This is a genomic window from Staphylococcus simiae (assembly GCF_017357005.1).
Taxonomy (GTDB): domain Bacteria; phylum Bacillota; class Bacilli; order Staphylococcales; family Staphylococcaceae; genus Staphylococcus; species Staphylococcus simiae_A.
On record NZ_CP071589.1, the window covers coordinates 2257353 to 2281482 of the forward strand.

Genomic DNA, 24130 nt, shown 5'->3' on the forward strand with positions numbered 1-24130 from the left:
ATACTTGAATTTAAGTGTGACATATTTTTTCCCAGTCGCTATTATTATTGTTATACTATTTCACCATCTTCTAATTCTATAATGCGGTCTGCATATTCAAACAATCTTTGATCATGTGTAATCATAATTCCAATCATTTGTTGCGACTTAATATATTGTCGTATCATTTCCACTACTTCAGTTGCTCTATGCGCATCTAAACTTGCCGTTGGTTCATCTGCTAAGATCATTTTAGGATGATTCATCAATGCACGCATAATCGCTACACGTTGTTTTTCCCCACCAGATAATTGCTGTGGATGAACATGTAAGCGGTGTGCTAAACCAATTTGAGTTAGCAGTGACTCAGCTCGTTTATTACTATCGTTTTTTGACATACCCGCTTCATTGCCAACAAGTGTTAATTGTTCCATGACTGTTAAATACGGCACTAAATGCGATGATTGAAAGATAAAACCAATATCGTTTAAGCGTAATTCACTTGCTTGATGTTCACGATCAAACAATGGCGTATCATTATAAAGTATTTGACCTTGAGTTTGAGTTAACAATCCACCTAAAATAGATAATAATGTCGTTTTACCAGAACCAGAAGCACCGTTTAAAATGACAAACTCGCCTTCATTCACTTTGAAATTGACTCCTTTTAATACTTTAGTTTCAGAATGTCCTTGTCCAAATGTTTTGACGATATTTTTAACTTCTATACTCACTATTCTGTACCTCCAATTGCTTCTATTGGATCCACTTTAATAACTTTTACAAAAGATAAGCTTGCTCCAATCATTGTTAGAACGAGTATTTGTATTAATAAAGCACTTATTAGGTGTCTCGTTTTGATACCTATTGCTTTTAATATACCTATTTGAGATATTTTTTGAATCGTCATAACATAAAAGAATGCAGTTAACACAATTGATGTTATGACAAACAAGCTCACGATCATCATGTTAAGTGGTGCTTGTTCTGCTTGATAACTCGCTATATTATTAGTTAAATCTTTTTCGCTAACCACACTAACACCTTTAATTTGTTCTATTTTATGTTGTTGTGAGTTTGTTAAGTTTGAAACAGGATAAAATGTTGCGTATTGTTGATTTAACTGTTTAAAATCAGATGGATTGAGTAACACAATAGAACTATGCGCATACATCGTTTCACTAAGTATTCCTACAACTTTGTAACTTTGTTTGTGTCCTTTGAAATGAATATGACTTCCAACTTTAACATCATTTACTGCTAATTTATCATTGATAGCTACTTCATGATTATTTGTTGGATAATGACCTTCTTTTAATTTAATATGATGTTCTTTATTATCGTTCATCGTCATAATATCTTGATCTTTATCAGCTAATTTTAAAGTTTGAGGATTTAGTTGATAAGGTTGTTGTTTAATTACCTTATTTATTTGTTGTTGTTGAGATGCTGTTAAATGGGACTTTTCAATCTGAGGTTGTTTCATTTTCTCAACAATATATTTATCATTATGAAACTGTTCAAATAAGGCAATATTTTCTCTACCTAAGCCTTGCGCTAATCCACTAATAAATAACACCATGATACCTAATAACAATATAATTATAGTGATCAGCGTGTAGCGGAATTTATAAAATAAAATTTCTTTTAACGCTAATTTCATATTTCTTCACTTCTCCTTGTATTATCTTTTTAGTCATTATAAAAAGTGAATGTGAACTCAATATGAACTGCAGCAATTTTGGTATATTTATTTTTACACTGTATAATAAAATGAATTAATCTAGTCAGTATATTAGCAATTGATAATTGTAAAATATAAAGTATGCTCGAGGTCTAAAATTATTTTTAATAAGGGAGTATGATAATGATAAAGTGTTTAATTGTAGATGACGATCAACAAATATTAGATTATGTCACGAATCATTTAACAAAACATCATATGCAAACGTATCGTGCACTAGGTGGAGATCAAGCTCTATCTTTACTTAATCATCAACACGTCGATATAGCTATTGTAGATATTATGATGGAGGGCATGAATGGCTTTGAATTATGCCAAACATTAAAGCATGACTACAACCTACCAGTCATAATGTTAACTGCTCGTGATGCCTTAAGTGATAAAGAACGTGCTTTTTTAAGTGGAACAGATGATTATGTAACGAAACCATTCGAAATCAAAGAATTAATCTTTAGAATACGTGCAGTCTTACGTCGTTATGATATTTATACAAACCAAGAATTAACAATTGGAAATCTCACGTTAAATCAAGCCTATATGGAATTACAGATTGGCTCTAAAACAATCACATTACCAAACAAAGAATTTCAATTACTCTTTATGCTTGCTAGTCATCCACGACAAATTTTTACTAGGGAACATATCATTGATAAGATTTGGGGATTGGATTATGAAGGAGATACACGCACAGTGGATGTACATATTAAACGACTGCGTCAACGACTACAAAAACTAGCAGCCACTATCACTATAGAAACAGTTCGTGGACAAGGATATAAGGTGGAAGAACATGTTTAAATCTCTTTATTCAAGAATTGCCATTTACACTATTACCGTTATTTTATTTAGCGCGATGATTAGTTTTTTATTTACCAATGTTTATTATCATTTCTATTTAAAACCTTCAAATGATGCAAAAATCATGGCCACTTTAAAAGAGGCACAATCTTTTGAAGAACATCATCAGACGGATAGTACACGTGCATATTTTAAACATCTTGGTCAACTAAACTACCAACTATTAACTGTTGACCAACAAGGACACAAAACATTTTATGGTGAACCTTTTCGCAAAGATACTTTGACACAACAACATATTAAACAAGTTTTAAATGGTAAAGACTATCACGGCATTAAAAATAAACCCTTTGAACTTTTTGTCACAGGCTTTTTCGATAATGAGACTGATAATACTGTCGGTGTTAATTTTAAAACAGATAAGCAAAATTTAGCTGTATTTATGCGACCAGATATCGGTCAAACATTTAGTGAATTTAGATCATTCTTAGCTATATTACTTACTTTATTATTAATCATTTCAATTTCTTTAGTCATAGCTTCAACTTATTCAATCATTAAACCAGTTAAAAAATTAAAACAAGCAACAGAACAATTAATGGATGGCAACTTTGATACGCCCATTAAACAAACTAGACATGATGAAATTGGTGCATTACAATATCGTTTTAATATGATGCGACAATCTTTAGGACAAGTTGATGAAATGAGACAACATTTTGTTCAAAATGTTAGTCATGAGATTAAAACACCATTAACACATATCCATCATCTGTTAAACCAACTAGAACATAGCAAAGATCAACAACAGCGCCAACAATATATTAGTGACATATTTAACATTACTTCACAGTTGAGTAATCTCACAACTGAGCTGTTACTACTATCTGAACTTGATAATCACCAACATTTAACATTCAAAGATCGCATTCAATTGGATATACTCATAAAAGACATTATTCGTCATGAACAATTTGCTGCAGATAGTAAAGATTTAATTATAATGTCTGATTTACAATCACTATATTTCCAAGGAAATGAGCGTTTACTTCATCAAGCTATTAGTAATTTAATTACCAATGCCATTAAATATAGCTTTCATGGTGATGTGATAGACATTACATTACATAAAACGAGCAATCAAATAGAACTATCAATTGCTAATGAAGGGGAATCATTGAGTGATGTTAGTCAACAAAGATTATTTGAACGGTTTTATAAAGTAAGTCAGCAGGATAACAGCAATGGCTTAGGTCTTGCTATCACTCAATCTATTATTGAATTACATCATGGTACCATTTATTTCCACCAGAATGATGATCATTTAAATACATTTACAATACACTTACCGTTATAACTTCATTGACACTACTTGATACCATACAGTTTCAAGTAGTGTTTTTATATATTTATGTTCCGTTTAGTACTTATTTTCGACCATTTAGTTTATTTTTAAATCACTCTTAATAGAATGTGATTTAATAAAAACAAAGGAGGTACCATCAACATGAAACTCAACTTATTTATCAATGAAAACGAGCATGACAGATATATTGATATTCATGCTCCTGAAATGGATGACAGTATCGAACATATTATTAGTACTGTTAAAAATTGTGATAAATCACAAATCATCAAAGGTTATGTTGAGAAGGACATACACTTTATTAATATCGATGATATCATTACATTTAAAACAGTAAATAAACATATCGTTGCCTTAACAAAGTCTCAACAATTTAACATTAAATATCGGTTGTACGAACTAGAAGATATGTTACCTAGCTTCTTTATACGTATATCAAAATCAGAAATTGTTAATAAGTACTACATTGAGAAATTATCTCTTGAACCAAATGGTTTGATACGTATGTATCTAAAACATTCATCTTACACCTATTCTTCTAGACGCTATTTAAAATCTATAAAGGAGAGTCTTGCGCTATGACTAAAATAATCCGTTCTATTTTTATAAGTTTATTAATCGGTTTAACATTGTCTATTTTATTTAGTGCACTATATGCACAAGGTCATTATTACCCACTGAATCCAGTATCAACCATAGGTCAATTCTACTTTACTCATTTTTCGGAACCAGCAATAATGACGATTGCAATTATTTTATGGTTATTAATTGGTTTTGTTTTTTACATTGGAAGTTTAATTTTTAATGCCACAGATTGGAGTATAACGACTGCGACTATTTTACATTTTATAGTGACTTACTTTGGTTTTTTACCTTTAGCTATATTAGCTGGTTGGTTTCCAATTACAATAATTAACCTGTTATTTTTCACTGTCATCTTTATCGCTATTTATATTGTCATTTGGCTTATCAATTATTTTAAAAATAAAAATTATGTTCGAGCTATAAATCAAGAGTTACAACAAAAGCGTCGCTAAATTCACTAAGACTCTGATAATCAGAATAAAATTGTTCTCTAACAAATCGGACTGATACATAATTAAATTTTCATTTTAAATTATTCATTTTTTATCAGTTCTAAAAAAACAGAGAACCAATAAAGTCCCGAAAAAACATCACTATTGTGAATCTTTTCGGGACTTAAATAATATACTGAGCATCCCTATTTACTACATAGCTCAAGCATTTAATTATAATCCAAAATTATTTTACATTTAAATGTTTAGTTACTTCTTTATTAATAGCATGATACATCTCTTCATTTTCCGATAATTTATTACCAAATGATGGTACCATTTCTTTTATTTTTGCTTCCCATTGTTTAAAATCTTCGCCATAACAACGTTGTAAGACATCAAACATAATATCGACTGCAGTTGAAGCGCCTGGTGAAGCACCTAAAAGTGCGGCTAACGTGCCGTCCTCAGATGTGATAACTTCTGTACCAAACTGTAAATTACCTTTAGCATCTTCTGTATCTTTAATAACTTGTACACGTTGACCAGCTGTAATAACTTCCCAATCTTCATTCCTAGCATTTGGGAAAAACACACGTAAATCGTCCATACGTTCGTCATTAGATAACATGAGTTGAGATATTAAATATTTAGTTAAACTCATTTCTTTAATACCTGCTGATAACATAGTAACGATATTATTAGGCTTAACTGATTTTATAAGATCTAAATATGAACCTGTTTTTAAAAATTTAGGTGAGAAACCAGCAAACGGACCAAATAGCAATGAACGTTCTCCATCCACAAAACGTGTATCTAAATGTGGTACCGACATTGGTGGTGCACCAACTGCAGCTTTACCATAAACTTTCGCATGATGACGATTAATAACATCTGGATTCGTACATCTTAAGAATAAACCACTAACAGGGAAACCACCTATATGTTTAGATTCTTTAATACCTGTTTTTTGTAGTAGCGGTAAACTTGCTCCACCTGCCCCGATAAAGACAAAATCCGCTTCGTATGTTGATACTTTATTATTTGATAAGTCTTTGACTTCAACTATCCAAGTTCCTTTAGCCGACTTAGAAATGTTTAACACTTCTTGTTTATATTGAATATGTACGTCACGTTGTTCTAAATTATGGAATAAGTCATTCGTCAATGCACCAAAGTTAACATCCGTTCCAGTTTCATCATATGTTAAAGCTATTGGTTCATCAGAAGAACGGCCTTCTATCATTAATGGTACCCATGACTTCATCTCTTCTTCGTCTTGAGATAATTTCATTTTTTCAAAAAGTACATTTTGTTGTAAGCTTGCAACACGATTTTTAATGAAATTAATATTATCTTCACCAATCACAAAGCTCATATGTGGCACTGATTGGATAAATCTTTCAGGGTGTTGTAATTGACCTGTTTTTACAAGATATGCCCAAAATTGTTTTGACACTTGAAATTGTTCATTAATTTTAATGGCCTTAGTAATATCAACAGACCCATCTTTACCTTCTTTAGTATAATTCAGCTCACATAAGGCTGAATGTCCTGTACCTGCATTATTCCAAACATTTGAACTTTCTTCCCCAGGTTGTGACAACCTTTCGAATACTTTAATACTTTTTTCAGGTGATAATTCTTTTAATAATGTTCCTAATGTTGCACTCATAATACCGCCACCAATTAAGATGACATCTGTTTTGCTATGTTGTGTTGTCATAACAAATACAGTCCCCCTTTTCAATGAATAATGGAACGTCTAGGCTTTGTAATCTTACGCTTTAATGTATTAACAAACGATTTCCATATATTGATGCCATTAAATATCGTTATAAGCTTAACTTATACCATTATTGTATCATTAAGTCGTAATTATTAAGATAATTAACAACCCTCAACAAGTTGAAAAAACTTTAAATAACTCATTTTCCATTTTAACATAAAGCGCTATCATTTTTGAAAGATTCAAACTTTAGCTTTGTCCTATTATTTTAATCATTTATTTTATTGATACTGCTCATCAATTTTCCAACATGTACAAATTAAAAACCGAGATTCACAATAAATAGCGCAAACCCCGGTCTATGTTATCTGTAAAAGTAATACATTACAGTGTTAGATGCTGAGACAAAAATCATTATTACATAAATATTCGTCTTATACATTTATATAAAATCTACGTATAGATTTTTTTGATGCTGAGTTATCCACATCCTAGCAAGACTCCTCCTTAGAATGATAAAACGTTTCTTTATCACTATTTGATAATTCAAATAGTTACTGCCAGTCGCATCATATTAAGTATAGACACCTTTTGTCGAAAATTCACTCTATAATAAAGATAGAATGAATGTCCAAACACAGACAAATATTAATAAGCAAATACTATATTTCAAAGTCATTTTCAGTAGTTCAGATTCTTTACCTACCTGTTTAACAGCTGCTGTAGCAATTGCAATTGATTGTGGAGAAATTAATTTAGCAGCTACTCCACCAACCGTGTTCGATGCTACAAGTAATGATCCACTTGTACCAATTTGTTGCGCAACAGAAGCTTGTATTGGTGCAAACAAGGAATTGTTGTTAACTACTGAACCAGTCATAAAGACACCTATCCAACCTAAAATTGGCGATAAAACTGGGAATACATGTCCTGCTTTAGCAATACCTTGTCCCATAGCAGCACTTAAACCGCCATAAGTTGTAATTTTAGAAATTGCTAAAATAAAACATATAGTTACAATTGGTAACCATAATTCTTTAAACGTCACACCAAATAATCTTACAGTATCGGTAAAACTCACTTTCTTAGACATTAATACCGTAATAATTATAGTTAATAAAATGGCTGTGCCCGTTTGTCCAATCACATTTAATGTTAATATTAATGGTTTATGCGTAATATCACTCAAAGTACCAGGTATATTGAAATGAAATACGAATGATGATAATGCACCTTTAGGTAAGAATAAATGTTTGAAAAATGGTGCACTCCAAATCATGACAATGACAGTTAAAATAATAAATGGACTCCAAGCATACAACACGTTGCTTGTTGAATGTTGTGTCGTTTGCTGAATTTGTTCATTAGGATTTACACGATAAATATGTTTCGGTTGAAACTTTTTAGAAAATAATGCCAGAGCTAACATAGAGGCTAACGGTGGAATAATATCCGCAAGTTCAGGACCACTGAATACTGTTAGCACAGCTTGTAAAACTGTATACGTGATTGATACCACTAAAATAGAGGGTAATGTTTCTTTAATCCCTTTAAATCCGTCTATTATAAATACTAATAAAAACGGAATAAAGAAATTAATAATAGCTAACGTTAATGTTGATGATTGAGATATATCCAATACAGTGACATGCCCAGGTAAATGTAATGTTTCAACTACTCCAACTGGAATACCGATAGCTCCAAATGCACCTGATGCTGCATTAGCAACTAAGCATAACATTGCAGCTTGTAATGGATGGAATCCTAACTGTGTTAATAATAATGCACAAATAGCAATCGGTACTCCAAAACCTGCTGCACCTTCTAAAAATGCATTAAATGAAAATCCAATAAGCAATACTTGAATGCGTTGATCTTGTGAAATATTCGTTATGCTATCCTGGATTGTAATAAATTGACCTGACTCAACAGTAATTTTATATAATAAGACGGCCATCATTACAATATAACCAATAGGAATAATACCTTGAAAGAAACCTTCTATAATTCCTCCAGTTGCAATACCAACAGGTAATTTAAAGAATGGCACTGCAATCACTAATGTAACAATTAATGTAGTAATTGCTGCATAAATACCTTTCATTTTGAATAAAGTTAAACATAATAAAAATAAAATAATAGGAATTGCTGCAATTAAAGTCGATAACAATAAATTATCAAAAGGGTTAAATGTGTGTACTAACATATGATGACTCTTCTTTCCTTTTAATTTTGTAGTGTTAATCATCTAAAATCTACTCATTTTTCTAGTTATCGATAATATTTTTAGATTTTATGTGATTTTTTTCACGTATAAATTATATCAACTTTTATTGTGTCACACAATATACATATTATATTTTATTATTTATTTATATGAATGTCGTAGAGACCTTTAAATTGTTCAAACTATTTAGATGAAGTTTGTGTGTGTCATGAATTTTACGATTTGTCATGATAGAATGAATAAGACACTATAATGAGAAACGGAAGATGACATAATAATGATTAAACAAATAAATGTATCGAACATAACTAACTTAGAATCTCATTTACAACAAGCTTCACGCGAAGGTTATACACATATTGCACCTTATAATAACGACTTAACACTTTACCAAGCAATGTTGGATGCTATTAAGGTAGAGCAACGTTCAATTGTTGTAGATTATACAATTGATGAGCAATATTTAAATAATTGCTCGTATTTCGGACAAACTACTATTCATTTTAATGATTGGGTCAATAATGATTATTTAATGCCCAATGTGATTTACTATATTGATCAAGCAATTGATATCATTAACAACTATCAAATTGACTCTTTATTCGACTTAGCACTGATAACTTTATTGCAAGATAATTTAGCTGTGGATGGACATGTAGTGTTCAATTTCAATAGTCAACCAACTACGAGTGATACTTTTTGGAATTCAACTGTGCATAAACTTGATATTGATGACCTAACTACGAGTGATACTTTTTGGAATTCAACTGTGCATAAACTTGATATTGATGACCTAACTACGCAATTTTATTTGGATAAAATTGCCTATGAACATCACTACAAAGTACCGTTTCGTCAAATTAATATGAACGATACCAGTCAATTAACTAAATTAGATCATAAGCTATTATCTACGCATTTCTTTATGCCACGTTGGTTTTATCGTTTTTCAAAACAACGAACATTAAATAAACATCGCAAAGCATGTGGTTTATACGACAAACAATATCATCAATTAAACAAACACATTGTTTTTTTAGGCGATCATTATCATTATGCAGGAAATTCTAAGTACCTTTTCAATTATTTTGTTAAGCATAATCCAACGCTTGAAGCTTATTTTATTACTAATGAACGAAGAGGGCCTCACTTTTTATCCCCCGATAAAAGTGACACGCTAGAAATAATAGAAAGTGCCCGTATTGTGATATTGGAAAATGATTTACCCAACGATGTTAACGCCAATGGTACTTTAATTCAATTACATCAAGGTACACCAATTAGACAACTCTTTTTAGATAGCAAAGAGCCTAGTAACAATGCTCACATACCTTATTATCGAGCTAAACGTTATAATCGTTGGTTACAACATGATTATATTATTCATTCTGTTAATGATGTTAGTCGTTTTTACGAAAGTGCATTTCCAAGTCATCAGGCAACTGTACTAGCATACGGTAATCCTAAAATTCAATATTTGCTACAAAAGCAACATGATATGTCGTTACGAAAACAATATCGTCAATCATTTAAATTAGCTGACGATAAACCGATTCTCTTTTATGCACCTATTGATACGCAGAGTCAAGAGCAACTCCCTTTATCTGATGCGTTATTCAAAGCATTTCATGTTATTGTACAAGGTATTGATGAAGCTATACTACCTGAAGAAGCCATTATTGCACCAAGACAATTAAGTGCACAAGATTTAATATTATTAGCTGATGTTATATTAACGGACTATTCTAATATTATTTTTGATGCTATGACTATAGATAAAAAAGTATGTTTATACACACCAAATCATAGTGAGTTCGTTAAAGAGCAAGGTGTCAACGAGGAAATATGGAGTCACTTAACTAAAATTTGGTATACCGATAGACAATTATTAATTAACAATTTAATAGCCGATGCCATTCCAACCTTAAAATACCCACAAACCGAACAAACTGAACAACCACTCGAATCCATCTCACAACTCATCCATAAGATTTTAAAAGCCACTTAGCAATTTATTGCTTAGTGGCTTTTATGCTGGGGCCCCAACACAGAGAATTTCGATTAGAAATTCTACATGCAATGCCAGTTGGGGGAGTAATCAACTGTATTCCTTTTTATACTTAGCAATTTATTGCTTAGGGGCTTTGAATATTTAAACTGACGCCCTTTATCCTAATATAATTCAAAAAGACTCTAACAAATATTTGCTAGAGTCTTTTTGAATTATTGCTGATAATTTGGATCTATGACCGCTACTTGTCCTTCTTGATTTACAGTAACTATTGAGTAAGCATCAACATTAGGGTCTTTGAAACTAAAGACATAATTATACTTACCATTGCTTCCATCAATTGAATAATCATTATATACTTTTTGGTTATTACCAAATTTATTCGCTTCTGTTTCAGCACTATTTAAAGCATTTTGAAAATTAGGCAATGTCGCTAATGCTTGTTCTTCATCACCATCAAATGGATAAAGGTTACGTGCTATTTTTACAGCATTTTCACTTTGATATGGATCTCCATTTTGTGCATGATTCGTTGTTGGTTGCTGGTTTGAATTGTTAACATTATTGGCTTGTTGGTTCTTACTATTACTTTGCTGTTCATTTGCTTGATTACTATCTTTTGTTTTATTCGCTTTATTATTTTTTTCTTTTACCTTTTTGTCATCAGATTTTTGATCTTGTTGGGTAGTCTTTTCTTTACTATCATTATCTTTATTCCTACCTTGTTCATGCTCATTATTTTGACCACAAGCTGCTAACAATAAAAACATCGCTAATACTATCGCCATTAACTTTTTCATTTGTATCTCTCCTCTCATAATCAAAGTTAAACTTTTTATTTAATATCATTTATTACAAGTTCACTTCATTACTACTAAGACACTATTGCATCATTAACTTATGCTATCTTTATTATAACTTAAATCTACAATAATTTTATTTATTTTCCTTAAAATTCATATCTTTTTCTACTTAAATTCAAAAAAATCATCACTAATGTTCAAATGAGCCTAAAAATTAGGATTATATACTTAATTTGAGATGTTAGTAGAACCCGTATATAAGATACTTTATTAATTAACATCAAAAAACTAAGTAAAGCAATTTATCTCTACTTAGTATCTTCTGACATTATTAATTTAATCATTTAAACATTATTTTTTAAGTCTTTTTCCATAATTAAATCTGTATCTACGACTTCACCTGTTCTAAATTGATGTTCGCCAACGACTTTAAAGCCATGACTTTTATAAAAAGCTAGTGCTTGTGGATTATGCTCCCATACACCTAGCCAAATTTTACTTTTATGATGTTGGCGCGCGACTTGTTCTGCTAATTCGATAAATTCAGAACCACGTCCCCCACCTTGAAATGCCTTATCAAAATAAATACGTTGGACTTCTAAATATGCTTCACCCATATCTTCAGTTTGAGCATCATCAATATTCAAATGTAAATAGCCAACATTTTTACCATCAACCTGATAAAAATAATGAAAAGATTTGGGATTCTTAATTTCATTATCAAATTTTTCAACAGTATAATTAACATTGAAAAATTGTTCGAAGTCTTTGTCATCATAATTACCTTTAAATGTATCATAAAAAGTTTTCTTTGCTAATGCTACTAGTTCTTCAGCATCTGCTGGGTTAATCGTAACAATTTCTCCCATATTATTGTCCCCCCTTTAATTCTAATATCAATTTAGCTAACCTTATATTAAATTAATATCATTTGTAAAATTACATTACCATAAAGTCACCTTAAAATATAATGATTGTATGTTCTAAACATAAGTGTTAAATTTATTCGATGTAATAGTCATTTTAATAGAAATAAGAAAGGATGTATCAATGTGGTAGAATCATTTAAAGCATTTGTCATTGATAAAGAACAAGATGGTAAAGTTAAATCACAATTCCAACAATTAACAACAGAAGATTTGCCAGAGGGTGATGTCCTTATTAAAATACATTACTCAGGTATTAATTATAAAGATGCTCTAGCAACTCAAGACAATAATGCAGTTGTGCAACAATATCCAATGGTTCCTGGTATCGACTTAGCTGGTACGATTGTTGAATCTAATGCACCTGGTCATGCTGTTGGCGACGAAGTTATTGTTACAAGTTATGATTTAGGTGTTAGTCATTTTGGTGGATTTAGTGAATATGCTCGTGTTAAATCCGAATGGATTGTTGATTTACCAAACACACTCACATTAGAAGAAGCAATGATTTACGGTACAGCAGGTTATACTGCAGGTCTTGCTATTGAAAGACTAGAAAAAGTAGGCATGAATATTGAAGATGGTCCTGTATTAGTACGTGGCGCTTCAGGTGGTGTAGGTACTTTAGCTGTTCAAATGCTAAGTGAAATAGGATATAAAGTCATTGCAAGTACAGGTAAAAAAGATACCGCTGACACTTTGAAATCTTTAGGTGCCAAAGAAGTTATCGATCGACTACCAATAGACGAAGATAATAATAAACCTTTAGCCTCATCAACATGGCAAGCATGTATTGATCCAGTCGGAGGAGCAGGTATTAATTACGTAACTAAGCGATTACAACATAGTGGTTCTATCGCTATCATTGGAATGACAGGTGGCAATACCTACACTAATTCAGTCTTTCCACATATTTTAAGAGGTGTAAATATTTTAGGTATTGATTCAGTCTTTACTGCTATGAAGTTACGTCAACGCGTATGGAGACGTTTAGCTAAAGATTTAAAACCCGAAAATTTACATTCTATTAAAAGCGTGGTGTCATTTGATGAACTACCACAACAACTTGATAGCGTCATTAATCATCATAATAAAGGTCGTATCGTCATTGATTTCGGCGTTGGACAATAATATTTAACAATATACACACAATAAGCTCCCAACAAAGTCATCACACTTTTAGTGCTTGCCTTATCGGGAGCTTAATTATTTTCCATCATTTAAATTATTATATTAAAATGATGTATATCATAAAGTTATCACTAGATAATCAGCCATTATCGACATAATGTAATCATTTATTATTCTATATCTCAAAGTACTAACAAGTCATGATGCTAATATTTAATATACATGCCACCAGAATGTGGTTCAGTAGGTATAAAACCAAACTTTTCATACAACTTATCAGCAGGATAATCAGCAATTAAACTCACATACGTACTCTCTACTGCCACATCTTTGATATAAGTCATAATATGTTCCATAATCGTACGTCCATAACCTTGTCCTTGATAATCTTTTCTTACGGCAATATCAACAATTTGAAATGCTGTACCGCCATCACCAATGATTCTTCCCATACCAATTAATGCATCGTCATCGTATATTGTGACGGTATAACACGCATTCGGCAACCCTTTTTCAGCTGCTTGTGGCGTTTTAGGACTCATACCAGCATTCTTTCTCAATTCACAATAGTCATTTACACTTGGTATCTTATTCTTAATTGTAATCATATAATCTCCATAATTTATCTGACATTCATGTTAAAATAAATACTTACTAGTAATGGCTTTATTATCTTCTTTGAAAATATCATTGTGACTAGAAACATATCCCTCTTCTGGTGCATTGGGTTGAATGTATTGTTTCGCCAAATTCGCGGCATTACCAGCATCACTAAAAGCACTTGCAATTAAATGAGATTTCGCATCATGATGAACAATATCTCCACATGCAAATATACCATCAACACTAGTTGTTGTATTACCAAAGCCTTTAACACGATAATCATCATACATAGCTAATTGCGCTGTTGTTTCACTCAATAATGTGTTAGAGTGATCAAAACCATGACTTACAATTACTTCATCAAATGGTTGTACGTGTTCCTGACCAGTATCAACATGTGCTAACACGACTTCATTAATATGCGTTTGTTGATCATTTCCTATTAAATATTTAATCGTTGTCTTAGGTAGTAATGTCACATTCAAATCTGCAACTAACGTCTTCATAACTTCATGTGCTGTGATGTCTTCTTTGCGGTAAATGACCGTCACACTATTCGCTATTAATGCAATATCTCTTGCCCAATCTAGTGCAGTGTTACCACCACCAGAAATTAATACATCTTTTCCTTTAAACTTACTATAGTTTTGTACGACATAATGTAAATTGGTTAATTGATAACGCTCTGCTCCTTTAATTTCTAAAGTCTTAGGACTAATGATGCCCCCTCCAATTGCAACAATAACCGCTTTAGATTCATAAATATGCCCTTTATCTGTTTCAACTTCAAAGTGTTGTTCTTGAATTTTTCTAATGTCTATCACACGCTCACCTAAATTAACTTCTGGCTTAAAATACAAACCTTGGTTAATCGTATCCTTAACAATATCAAAACACGGCTTAGGTGCTATACCACCGATATCCCAAATAATTTTTTCTGGATACAATTGCATCTTGCCACCTAGTTCAGATTGTACATCTATAATTCTTACAGACATGTCTCTCAATCCAGCATAAAAACTCGCATATAGGCCAGCAGGTCCGCCACCTATAATTGTTACGTCTTTCATAAAGATCCCCCTCAATAGATATATAACCGTACATTGATAATAATTATCATTTATTCACATTATACTACGCTCTATAAGTAAAGGAAAATAAAGCACACTACATTATCTTGTTATTTTCAAACATAAAAAAAGAGACTAAATCTTAAATGCAGCTACTATGTTTAGAGTCTATGACAGAAATAATTTTTATAAAAAATCATTTCAGAACACTCCCATACATATAGAACATTTTGACTTAATCTCAAAGTTATTTATTTTAATTATTAACGCTATTTAATTAATCACGCGGTTCTTTAATAATCGCTTGTCTAAGTAAAAAGAATAACAATAACAATGCTGCTAGCATACCTGTATGTCCAATACCAGCAAACCCGGCTAACGCTTCAGGCGAATATGATTTACCTGTCACTTGGAATGAGCCTTTAATTAACATCAACCCAATAGTAGTAATGACACTTATATGATAAACATAAAAGAACCAGTTAAATAGATAATAACTTGTTAATTTGAATAATTTTTCTAACGGTATGATAAGTAAAAACATGAACATACCTAAAATCAGTGTATGTGTATGTACTAGTGATAACTGTGTATCCCCTGTAAAATCATATGCCTTTGTTAATTCTCGATAATAGAAACCACTAATCAAACCAATTATCATATAGAAAAGAAACGAATATAATAGTCTACGCATCTTCAATCCTCCCTCACTACTACATTATAAATCATTATTTAAATTATAACAGTGACAATCTTACGAAGTAAAAGATGCTCTCATGCAATTATTTTTAAAATGTATAAAAATCAAACTGTAACAAAGGTCTTAACAAGGACTTTCGTTACAGTTTGTTCGCTTTAACTATTTTGGTTCTCTCCCAAATTGGACTGATACATAATTATTTTTTTAAGCCTCGCTATGCCCAACCTGCATTGCATGAAAAAACTGGATAACCAGTTTTTCTGTGTTGGGTCCCTTCCTAGGGTGCTGTCTCAGCCTGTAGTCTTCGACTAGCACTGCTCCCTCAGGAGTCTCGGCTTCAAATTAATTTTCGTTTTAAATTATTCAGTTTTTTATTTATCAGTCCTAAAAAATTGAACGGTTTAATTTAGTAATGCTTATTTTATTTATAAGTACTTGACTAATCGTAGGAAATAGAGAACCACTATTTTATAGTGCTGTATAACCACCATCTACTGTTACAACTGATCCTGTCACAAATGATGATGCATCTGACGCTAAATACAATGCTGCACCTTGTAATTCTTCAGGTACACCAGGACGTTGCATTGGTGTCATATTCATCCAAGTATCGATCATTTCTCCACCTTGTGCAAAATAATCTTTAGTTAATTCAGTTTTCATGTAACCTGGGGCAATCGTATTAACACGAATATTATGTTTCGCCCATTCATTTGCTAAGCTTTTTGTTAGCATAATAACAGCAGCTTTAGATGTGTTATATGCTGCTTGTGGTTGCGGCGTATTAACTATAATACCTGACATAGATGATGTATTGACAATAACACCACTTTGTTGCTCGCGGAAGACTTTACCTACAGCATTGGTAACTAATACCATACTATTTAAGTTTACATCCATCGTCTTTTTCCAGCGTTCATAAGGCATATCTTCAAAATCAACATGTTCATTAATACCTGCATTATTAAATAAAATATCAATATGTCCAAATGTATCCATAGTTTCTTTAACCATGGCATTAACTTCATCTTCATTTGTGACATCTACTTTACATGCGATTGCTTTATTACCAGTAGCTTGTTCAAATTCTTGTGCCGTTTGTTGGCCAACTTCTAAATTCATATCTGCGATAACCAAATTAGCACCCGCTTCTGCTAATGCCAGCCCCATTGCTTTACCTAAACCAGAAGCGCCCCCTGTTACAATTGCTACTTTATCATTCAATTTAAATTTATCTAAAATTGTCATATCCATCTCTCCTCTTTTTTCATTTATGTTCATTTTAAAACAAAAAGATAGATTTTTATAGAGAAAACGCTTACTTTTTCTCATATTTGCTTATTTTTTATTATTTTTTCACTATTTTAATGAAAAATTAGCATATACGAACAATTTTAAACAATGAATATATTAAATAACTCTATCTAAGTGATCATGCACTTCAATAGAGTCCTAAAAATCATAGTTATATTTTTTATGATGGTACTTCTGTACGTTTATTACTATGTTTTCTAACCATAGCAGAAATTAAACTTGATAATGCACCGAAAATCATAAATCCGATGAACATCCACATTGTACTATTTAACTCAATTGGATGATTCAAGTAGACGATTTCTCGAACAGTTCCAGCATAGTGAGTGAATGGATTCCAGTCATATCCATATTTTTGATAACTTTCTGGAAGCATTGCTTTAGGTAATGTTACTAGTTGCATACTAAAGAACATAAGGATGAAGAAGATTGGAATTGACTTCATACCTAACCAAACCATGACACCTAAGATTAAACCAACGAATCCTAATAACGCTAACGCCACAAAGATAGCGATACGATTTGGATGTTCAAAGTTAAAGTCTAGTACACCTTTCATAAAGTAGATGAAAGCAAAGCTACCTGCAAATGCTGAAATAACTGCGAATAGCATTTGTCCTACTGAAGCAATAATTCTATGTTGAATTTTAATATTATTACTTGTTCTAAATGCAAAGAATAATAATACTGATGTAACGATTGAGCCTATCCAAATTGGCATAAACATTAAGAATGGCGCATTACCACCAGCTTGATGATCTTTAACTTTATTAACTTTAACATTGTCAATTTTAACTGGGTTAGTAATACCATCAATGTCAGCAGCATTAACTTTAACGTTTTGTTTTTTCAAAGTGTCTAAACTTTGTTTAGTAATTTGATTATTAACGTTATCTCCCATACCTGTTAATACAGCAGTTGCAATTTGTGAACCTTGCATACTTGAGCCTTCACTAACAATTGTTTTAAATTGACCTTGTTTAACGTCAACTTTTTGATTGCCCATTTTCTTTTGCATTTGTTGAACGACTTGTGGAGGAACTTCTCCTGATTCAACTTTTTCTTTCATTTCTTTTTTTTTACTATCCATAACGACTTTTTGTGTTTTGCTCATTGCATCTTTAGAAAAGTCTTTGTCGAAAATAGCAACACCATAAATTTTTTCATTTTTAAGGTCTTTATCTAAATCTTTTTTATTATCAACTTTAACCCATTTAATTTTATTTGAGTCACTATCCATTAATTTATCTTCTATTTTTTTACCAATATTGATATCTTTATCTTGAATTGTAGTACCTTTATCATTATTCATAATACCAATAGGTAAGTCTTTAGGTTTTGGATTATATGCTGGATAAAAGGCGATTGAAAAAATTACCAAAATAATCATAATAGCTATTGGCGCTATCCATAGTAATTTATTTTTAAATATATTCATCTATTTGTACCTCCTTATTAGACAATGTGTTGAATATTTTGCACGTTGTTTATTATAATATGTAAATAAGAATATACAATACACAATTTTGGCTCAGCCGTTTGTTATTGAACATTCTGTGACAAATCGTTCATTTATGAGGAGGTTTTTATTTTTGAAAGAAGATAGACGTGTACGAAAAACAAAATCTTCAATAAAAGAAGCATTTACTAAATTACTACAGGAAAAAGATTTAGATAAAATAACCATCAGTGATATTACGAGTCGTGCTGATGTCAATAGAGGTACTTTTTATTTACACTATGAAGATAAATATATGTTACTAGCAGATATGGAAGATGAGTACATTGCAGAATTATCAAGTTATACTAAATTTAATGAATTACAAGGTGCTAGTGTTGAAGATATTGCTAACGATTTTGTGAATAATGTCTTGAAAAATATTTTCCAACATATTCATAATAATTTAGAATTTTACCATACAATTTTACAACTTGAGCGTACGAGTCAACTAGAATTAAAAATTAATGAACATATCAGAAAAAATATGCAAAAATATATAAGTATCGATCACACTGTTGGTGGTGTTCCTGAAATGTATTTCTATAGTTATGTCTCGGGAGCTACTATTTCAATCATCAAATATTGGGTACTAGACGATCAACCGATTTCTGTAGATGAGTTAGCTAAACATATCCATAATATTATTTTCAATGGACCTTTACGTATTATGGCTAAAAATCGTTTACATAAATCACATGTTGAATTACAATCAAAAGAATAATTTGCGTTAATTGTTAACCTTTAAGAAAGGACTTAAAAATTATGATTACTTCATTCAGACATTCAGAAGATGTAGATAAACATATTATTGAAACTCCTCTTGATCATACTGCATCATGGATTAATGTTGTAGAACCAGAACGTGAAGAAATTGAAATGCTTATAGAGCAATATAACATTCCTGAAGATTTCATTCGAGATCCACTTGATTCGGAAGAAAGTGCACGTATAGAATACGATGAAGATTCTGGTTATTCATTAATTATTATTGACTTACCTATTATCAACTCAACCAATCGTAGTGTCCTATCATTTGTAACTATGCCACTTGGTATTATTATTGGTAATGGTATTATTATGACAGTTTGTGATGCAGACAATGAATTTTTAGAGAATTTTTCACGTCGAGATATTAATTTGAAATATCACAGTCGTTTTGCTTTAGAAATCTTAATCACTATTTCCAATCATTATAATCGTAATTTACGCTTACTAAATAAAAGTAGAATTCGTATCGAAAAAGAATTAAAAAACAACATAACTAACAAACAATTATTTAAATTAATGGAAGTTGAAAAAAGTTTAGTTTATTTCTTAGCTGCATTAAAAGGTAATGACACGATTATTAAAAAGTTATTTAGATTACCTGCTATTAAACGCTTTGAAGAAGATGAAGAATTACTAGAAGATTTAATTATTGAAAATAACCAAGCCATTGAAACTACTGAGTTACATCAACGTATCTTAGAAAGTATTACAACATCATATGCGTCATTACTATCTAATGATATGAATACAATTATGAAAACATTAACGTTATTCACGGTACTACTTACTTTACCAACTTTAGTCTTTAGTTTCTTTGGTATGAACGTCCCTTTACCCATAGATGATCATAGTTATGTATCTTGGTTAATTGTTGTAGGTATTTCGTTAATTCTTGTAGTAATTGTTAGTATTTTCTTGTGGCGTAAACAAAAATTATAACGATAACTCGTTTTATCTCAAAGTGGACTGATACATAATTATTTTAAATTGTTTACTTTTTATTTATCAGTCTTAAAATATAGAGGACCCTATAACTAATCGAGTAGGAGGATAACCATTATTTGATTATCCGTCCTCTCACACCACCGAGCGTACGGTTCCGTACTCGGCGGTTCAATATCTTGCGTAAGCCGTCTCTGCGAGTTGGGTTAATGGTTCTAACCCCCACTTGTAGAGACGTTTTGTTGTAAGTGCACGATGAACTTCATGCGTTGATGATAAGCGCCAGTATTTCTTTCTTGAATTGGCAATTTTCATTGCACTCTTATGGTCAAGTCCATACTTACGTAACATCTTATATTTGGTTTTTATTCTTTTCCATCTTTTGAGGATTAGTTGTCTAATGCGTCGGTTTAACCATGATTGTAACTTCGTTACAAAACCTGTAATAAATCCTTTACCAAAGTAATTTATCCACCCTCGTGTTACTTGATTAATTTCTGATATAATCTCTTTAAAGGTACCTGGTCTATTTCGTTTCGTTAGACGTCTTAAGGTGCGTTTTAAATTTCTTCTTGCTTCCATAGTCGGTCTGAAACGATAAGTGCCATTTACTTTGGTCATTAGACAACTCAAGAACTTTAAACGTGTGATAGAACCTACCTTGCTCTTTTCACTATTTACAATAAGTTTAAGGTCTTTTTCGATAAACTTTGTCACACTTTCCATGACACGTTGACCCGCTCGTTTTGTACGTACAAAGATGACGAAGTCATCTGCATAACGAACAAAGCGATGACCACGTTTCTCCAATTCATTATCTAATTCGTGAAGATAAATATTACAAAGTAACGGGGAAATAACACCACCTTGCGGTGCACCTATTTCTCTACTTCGATAATTACCATTGAGGTCGATTGCACCAACCTGTAGGCTTCTACGAATAAATTTAGAAATGGCTTTATCTTGAACATGTCGTTCAAATAGATACATTAATTTATCATGGTTCAACATATCAAAGCACTGTTTTAAATCACAATCAACTGCAACTAAGTAACCTTCTTCATAGTATGTTGCACATTCTTTAAGTGCAGTTCCTGTACTACGATTCGGTCTAAAGCCATGACTGTGTTTTGAGAAAGTACGGTCGATACTAGGTTCAATGACTTGTTTAATGGCTTGTTGGATAACTCTGTCTCTTGCGACAGGGATTCCAAGCACGCGCTTTTTCCCATTTGATTTAGGTATTTCAACCTTTCTTACTGCTTGTGGCTTATACGTGCCATCAAGCAGTTTTTGTTTAATTTGTGGAAAGTATTTTGCGAAATGTGATGTTAATTCACTTACTCGCATGCCATCGATGCCAGGTGCACCGTTGTTTTTCTTCACTTTCTTAATTGCTTTTTGTATATTATTCTCTCTTACAACAAGCTCCATCATAGATGGAGACTCACGATACATTTCTTTCATTTCACCTAAGATTTACTGTACGCACTCATATATCCTTTTTCGTTCCACTACTTATCTTTCTATGAGTTGCCAATCATTAATTGTATTCTGTACGTTGTAAATCTCTAACCTCCATTCTTTACTTTGTATGAATATTGTTCAGTCCTTCAGTATTTCTACCTACTATGACCTCTGCTGACTTCTCATCATTCGTTATTACTACGATTTTTTTTATCGCTGATGAGACCTCCCCGGGTAAGAGTAACCACTTTCCACTCATTCCACTGCATCATTTACTATATAGAACTCGGGTAGTATCGGACTTTATCTTGTATTGCAGATTCATCCATTCCACATAGCCTTGTATGATATTTCTGTTCGTCAGTGCGAGTGTTTGCGTCCGACTTCCTTCAGATTCCATTTCACAATGGACACCCTTGTCTTTCGCTAACAGTTCCTACTACCAAGCCTGTAACGGACTTTCACCGTCTAGTAATTACCCATGCCGGGCGCACAATTAAAAAGGTATTACAGTCGAAGTTGTTCACTTCATTCTGTAATACCTTTTCTTATATTATTCTGTTACTTCTTTATTAGCTTTTCTCTTAGACAATACAAACGTTACAACGATTGCAATAGTAAAAGAAATAATCATTCCAATAAAGTAATGTAACCAACCTGAATGCACTGGATTGATTGAGATAAATCCTGGTATGCCTGCTGTTCCTAAGGCAATTGCTTTTACTTTAAAGAAAGCAATATACGCTGAACCGATACCTGAGCCAATAATAGCTCCAATAAATGGATATCTTAATTTCAAGTTAACACCAAACATTGCTGGCTCTGTAATACCTAATACTGCAGAAATACCTGCCGCAGACGCTACACCTTTAAGCTTTTTATTTTGCTTAATAATAAAGAATGCTGCAATAGCTGCGCCACCTTGTGCCATGTTAGACATAGTTGCAATTGGGAAGATAAATGAGCCACCAGTTTTAGCAGCATCAGCAATCAACGTTGTTTCAACTGCGATAAAGCTATGATGCATACCTGTAATGACTATTGGTGCATATAATAACCCAAAGATTAAACCACCAATAGCTCCACCAAATTCATATAACCAAGTTAATCCATCAGATAACCAATATCCTAATTGTCTTGTGATTGGTCCAACGAACAAGAATGTTAAGAATGCTGTAATAAATATTGATAATAATGGTGTTAATAAATTATCTAACACTGCTGGAATGACTTTACGTATACTTTTCTCAATAGTAGCTAAAATATAAGCAGCTACTAACATCGGTAATACTTGTCCTTGATAGCCTACTTGATTAATGTGTAATCCTAATACATCCCAATAAGGTATTGATTTGCCCGCTTCTACAGCTTTCGGAAAATCGTAAGCACTCATTAATCCAGGGTGTACCAAAATCATACCTAACGCAGCACCTAAGAATGGATTACCACCAAAGCGTTTAGCAGCACTAAAACCAATCAATATAGGTAATAATGTAAATGGTGCATTAGCAAAAACATTGATCATTTCAGCTAAACCTGCAAACTGGCTATAAACATCTATCAGTGATTTACCTGCAAAGAATAAATCTTTAGCTGTTAAAATATTGTTTAGACCCATTAATAAACCGCCAGCAACGATAGCTGGAATGATAGGTACAAAGATATCTGACAGCATTTTAACAAAACGTTGTAATGGATTCATATTCTTAGCTGACTGTGCTTTAACATCAGAAGTCGTAGAAGCCTCTTTACCTGTTAATTTTTCTAGCTCTGCGAACACTTTATTAACAGTACCTGCACCAATAATAATTTGGTATTGACCACCTGTTGAAAATGTCCCTTTTACTACATCTAAATTGCTTAGTGCTTGTTCATCAACTTTACTTTCATCATTTAACACTAAACGTAAGCGTGTTGAACAATGTGCCATCGCATCTAAATTATCTTCTCCACCAATGGCCTTTAGTATCTCTTCAGCGGATTTATTATAGTCCATGTTTTGCCTCCTATTAGAACCGGTTCCATCTTTTTTCAT

21 protein-coding genes are annotated in these 24130 nt (G+C 32.0%); 8 read left to right on the forward strand and 13 right to left on the reverse strand.

Translation table 11 applies throughout. The features are described 5' to 3' along the window. Positions 1-50 precede the first annotated feature (50 nt). Together J3R86_RS10505 and J3R86_RS10510 are read right to left on the reverse strand one after the other, a co-directional pair. Entirely contained in the window at positions 51-713 is a 663-nt protein-coding gene (locus J3R86_RS10505; RefSeq protein WP_207517239.1) for an ABC transporter ATP-binding protein, read from the reverse strand. Further along, a complete protein-coding gene (locus J3R86_RS10510) occupies positions 713-1642 on the reverse strand; it encodes an ABC transporter permease (RefSeq protein ID WP_207517240.1) in 930 nt (309 codons plus the stop codon). Before J3R86_RS10510 ends, J3R86_RS10505 begins: the two co-directional genes overlap by 1 nt. A gap of 204 nt (positions 1643-1846) precedes the next feature. Between J3R86_RS10510 and J3R86_RS10515 the strand changes: the two genes are divergently transcribed. The 4 genes from J3R86_RS10515 to J3R86_RS10530 all read left to right on the forward strand — a co-directional run bounded on the left by J3R86_RS10515 (position 1847) and on the right by J3R86_RS10530 (position 4924). Beyond that, a complete protein-coding gene (locus J3R86_RS10515) occupies positions 1847-2521 on the forward strand; it encodes a response regulator transcription factor (protein WP_207517241.1) in 675 nt (224 codons plus the stop codon). After that, positions 2514-3878 carry a HAMP domain-containing sensor histidine kinase gene (locus J3R86_RS10520; protein WP_207517242.1) on the forward strand — a complete coding sequence of 455 codons (1365 nt, stop codon included), beginning with the start codon at positions 2514-2516 and terminating at the stop codon, positions 3876-3878. Before J3R86_RS10515 ends, J3R86_RS10520 begins: the two co-directional genes overlap by 8 nt. Positions 3879-4028: 150 nt before the next feature. Further along, positions 4029-4469: a LytTR family DNA-binding domain-containing protein gene (locus tag J3R86_RS10525; protein ID WP_207517243.1), complete on the forward strand. Its 441-nt coding sequence runs from the start codon at positions 4029-4031 to the stop codon at positions 4467-4469. After that, positions 4466-4924, forward strand: coding sequence for a DUF3021 domain-containing protein (locus J3R86_RS10530; RefSeq protein WP_207517244.1), 459 nt, complete (start codon positions 4466-4468; stop codon positions 4922-4924). Before J3R86_RS10525 ends, J3R86_RS10530 begins: the two co-directional genes overlap by 4 nt. Before the next feature lie 226 nt (positions 4925-5150). Here the strand turns inward: J3R86_RS10530 and mqo are convergent, their stop codons facing one another. Together mqo and J3R86_RS10540 are read right to left on the reverse strand one after the other, a co-directional pair. Then, positions 5151-6629: a malate dehydrogenase (quinone) gene (mqo, locus tag J3R86_RS10535; RefSeq protein ID WP_207517245.1), complete on the reverse strand. Its 1479-nt coding sequence runs from the start codon at positions 6627-6629 to the stop codon at positions 5151-5153. A gap of 610 nt (positions 6630-7239) precedes the next feature. Beyond that, positions 7240-8838 carry an L-lactate permease gene (locus tag J3R86_RS10540; protein ID WP_207518553.1) on the reverse strand — a complete coding sequence of 533 codons (1599 nt, stop codon included), beginning with the start codon at positions 8836-8838 and terminating at the stop codon, positions 7240-7242. A gap of 298 nt (positions 8839-9136) precedes the next feature. Between J3R86_RS10540 and J3R86_RS10545 the strand changes: the two genes are divergently transcribed. Beyond that, complete coding sequence (locus J3R86_RS10545; protein ID WP_207517246.1) at positions 9137-10867, forward strand: CDP-glycerol glycerophosphotransferase family protein; 1731 nt, start codon at positions 9137-9139, stop codon at positions 10865-10867. A gap of 215 nt (positions 10868-11082) precedes the next feature. On the opposite strand, the gene J3R86_RS10550 is transcribed toward J3R86_RS10545, so the two are convergent. Both J3R86_RS10550 and J3R86_RS10555 read right to left on the reverse strand, forming a co-directional pair. Beyond that, positions 11083-11670, reverse strand: coding sequence for a hypothetical protein (locus tag J3R86_RS10550; RefSeq protein ID WP_207517247.1), 588 nt, complete (start codon positions 11668-11670; stop codon positions 11083-11085). Positions 11671-12017: 347 nt separating this feature from the next. Then, positions 12018-12542, reverse strand: a complete 525-nt coding sequence (locus J3R86_RS10555) for a GNAT family N-acetyltransferase (protein WP_207517248.1) — start codon at positions 12540-12542, stop codon at positions 12018-12020. 183 nt (positions 12543-12725) lie between these two features. On the opposite strand from J3R86_RS10555, the gene J3R86_RS10560 reads away from it, so the two are divergent. Continuing rightward, complete coding sequence (locus J3R86_RS10560; protein WP_207517249.1) at positions 12726-13730, forward strand: acrylyl-CoA reductase family protein; 1005 nt, start codon at positions 12726-12728, stop codon at positions 13728-13730. 206 nt (positions 13731-13936) lie between these two features. Here J3R86_RS10560 and J3R86_RS10565 read toward each other — a convergent pair whose 3' ends face one another. The 5 genes from J3R86_RS10565 to J3R86_RS10585 all read right to left on the reverse strand — a co-directional run bounded on the left by J3R86_RS10565 (position 13937) and on the right by J3R86_RS10585 (position 18855). Next, the gene (locus tag J3R86_RS10565) at positions 13937-14338 is read right to left on the reverse strand and encodes a GNAT family N-acetyltransferase (RefSeq protein WP_207517250.1); all 402 of its coding nucleotides are present in this window, start codon (positions 14336-14338) and stop codon (positions 13937-13939) included. Positions 14339-14368: 30 nt separating this feature from the next. Next, positions 14369-15403 (reverse strand): NAD(P)/FAD-dependent oxidoreductase, encoded by a 1035-nt coding sequence (locus J3R86_RS10570; RefSeq protein WP_207517251.1) that lies wholly within the window; start codon positions 15401-15403, stop codon positions 14369-14371. A gap of 277 nt (positions 15404-15680) precedes the next feature. Further along, positions 15681-16097 (reverse strand): DUF2871 domain-containing protein, encoded by a 417-nt coding sequence (locus J3R86_RS10575; protein ID WP_207517252.1) that lies wholly within the window; start codon positions 16095-16097, stop codon positions 15681-15683. 474 nt (positions 16098-16571) lie between these two features. Continuing rightward, positions 16572-17351 (reverse strand): SDR family NAD(P)-dependent oxidoreductase, encoded by a 780-nt coding sequence (locus tag J3R86_RS10580; protein ID WP_002464674.1) that lies wholly within the window; start codon positions 17349-17351, stop codon positions 16572-16574. 226 nt (positions 17352-17577) lie between these two features. Next, entirely contained in the window at positions 17578-18855 is a 1278-nt protein-coding gene (locus J3R86_RS10585) for a YhgE/Pip domain-containing protein (RefSeq protein ID WP_207517253.1), read from the reverse strand. Between the two features lie 154 nt (positions 18856-19009). On the opposite strand from J3R86_RS10585, the gene J3R86_RS10590 reads away from it, so the two are divergent. After that, complete coding sequence (locus J3R86_RS10590; protein ID WP_207517254.1) at positions 19010-19639, forward strand: TetR/AcrR family transcriptional regulator; 630 nt, start codon at positions 19010-19012, stop codon at positions 19637-19639. Positions 19640-19680: 41 nt separating this feature from the next. Next, the gene (locus J3R86_RS10595) at positions 19681-20625 is read left to right on the forward strand and encodes a magnesium transporter CorA family protein (protein ID WP_207517255.1); all 945 of its coding nucleotides are present in this window, start codon (positions 19681-19683) and stop codon (positions 20623-20625) included. Positions 20626-20799: 174 nt separating this feature from the next. On the opposite strand, the gene ltrA is transcribed toward J3R86_RS10595, so the two are convergent. Together ltrA and J3R86_RS10605 are read right to left on the reverse strand one after the other, a co-directional pair. After that, positions 20800-22086, reverse strand: a complete 1287-nt coding sequence (gene ltrA / locus J3R86_RS10600) for a group II intron reverse transcriptase/maturase (protein ID WP_207518488.1) — start codon at positions 22084-22086, stop codon at positions 20800-20802. A gap of 562 nt (positions 22087-22648) precedes the next feature. Continuing rightward, positions 22649-24091: a sucrose-specific PTS transporter subunit IIBC gene (locus tag J3R86_RS10605; RefSeq protein ID WP_207517256.1), complete on the reverse strand. Its 1443-nt coding sequence runs from the start codon at positions 24089-24091 to the stop codon at positions 22649-22651. Positions 24092-24130: the final 39 nt, after the last annotated feature.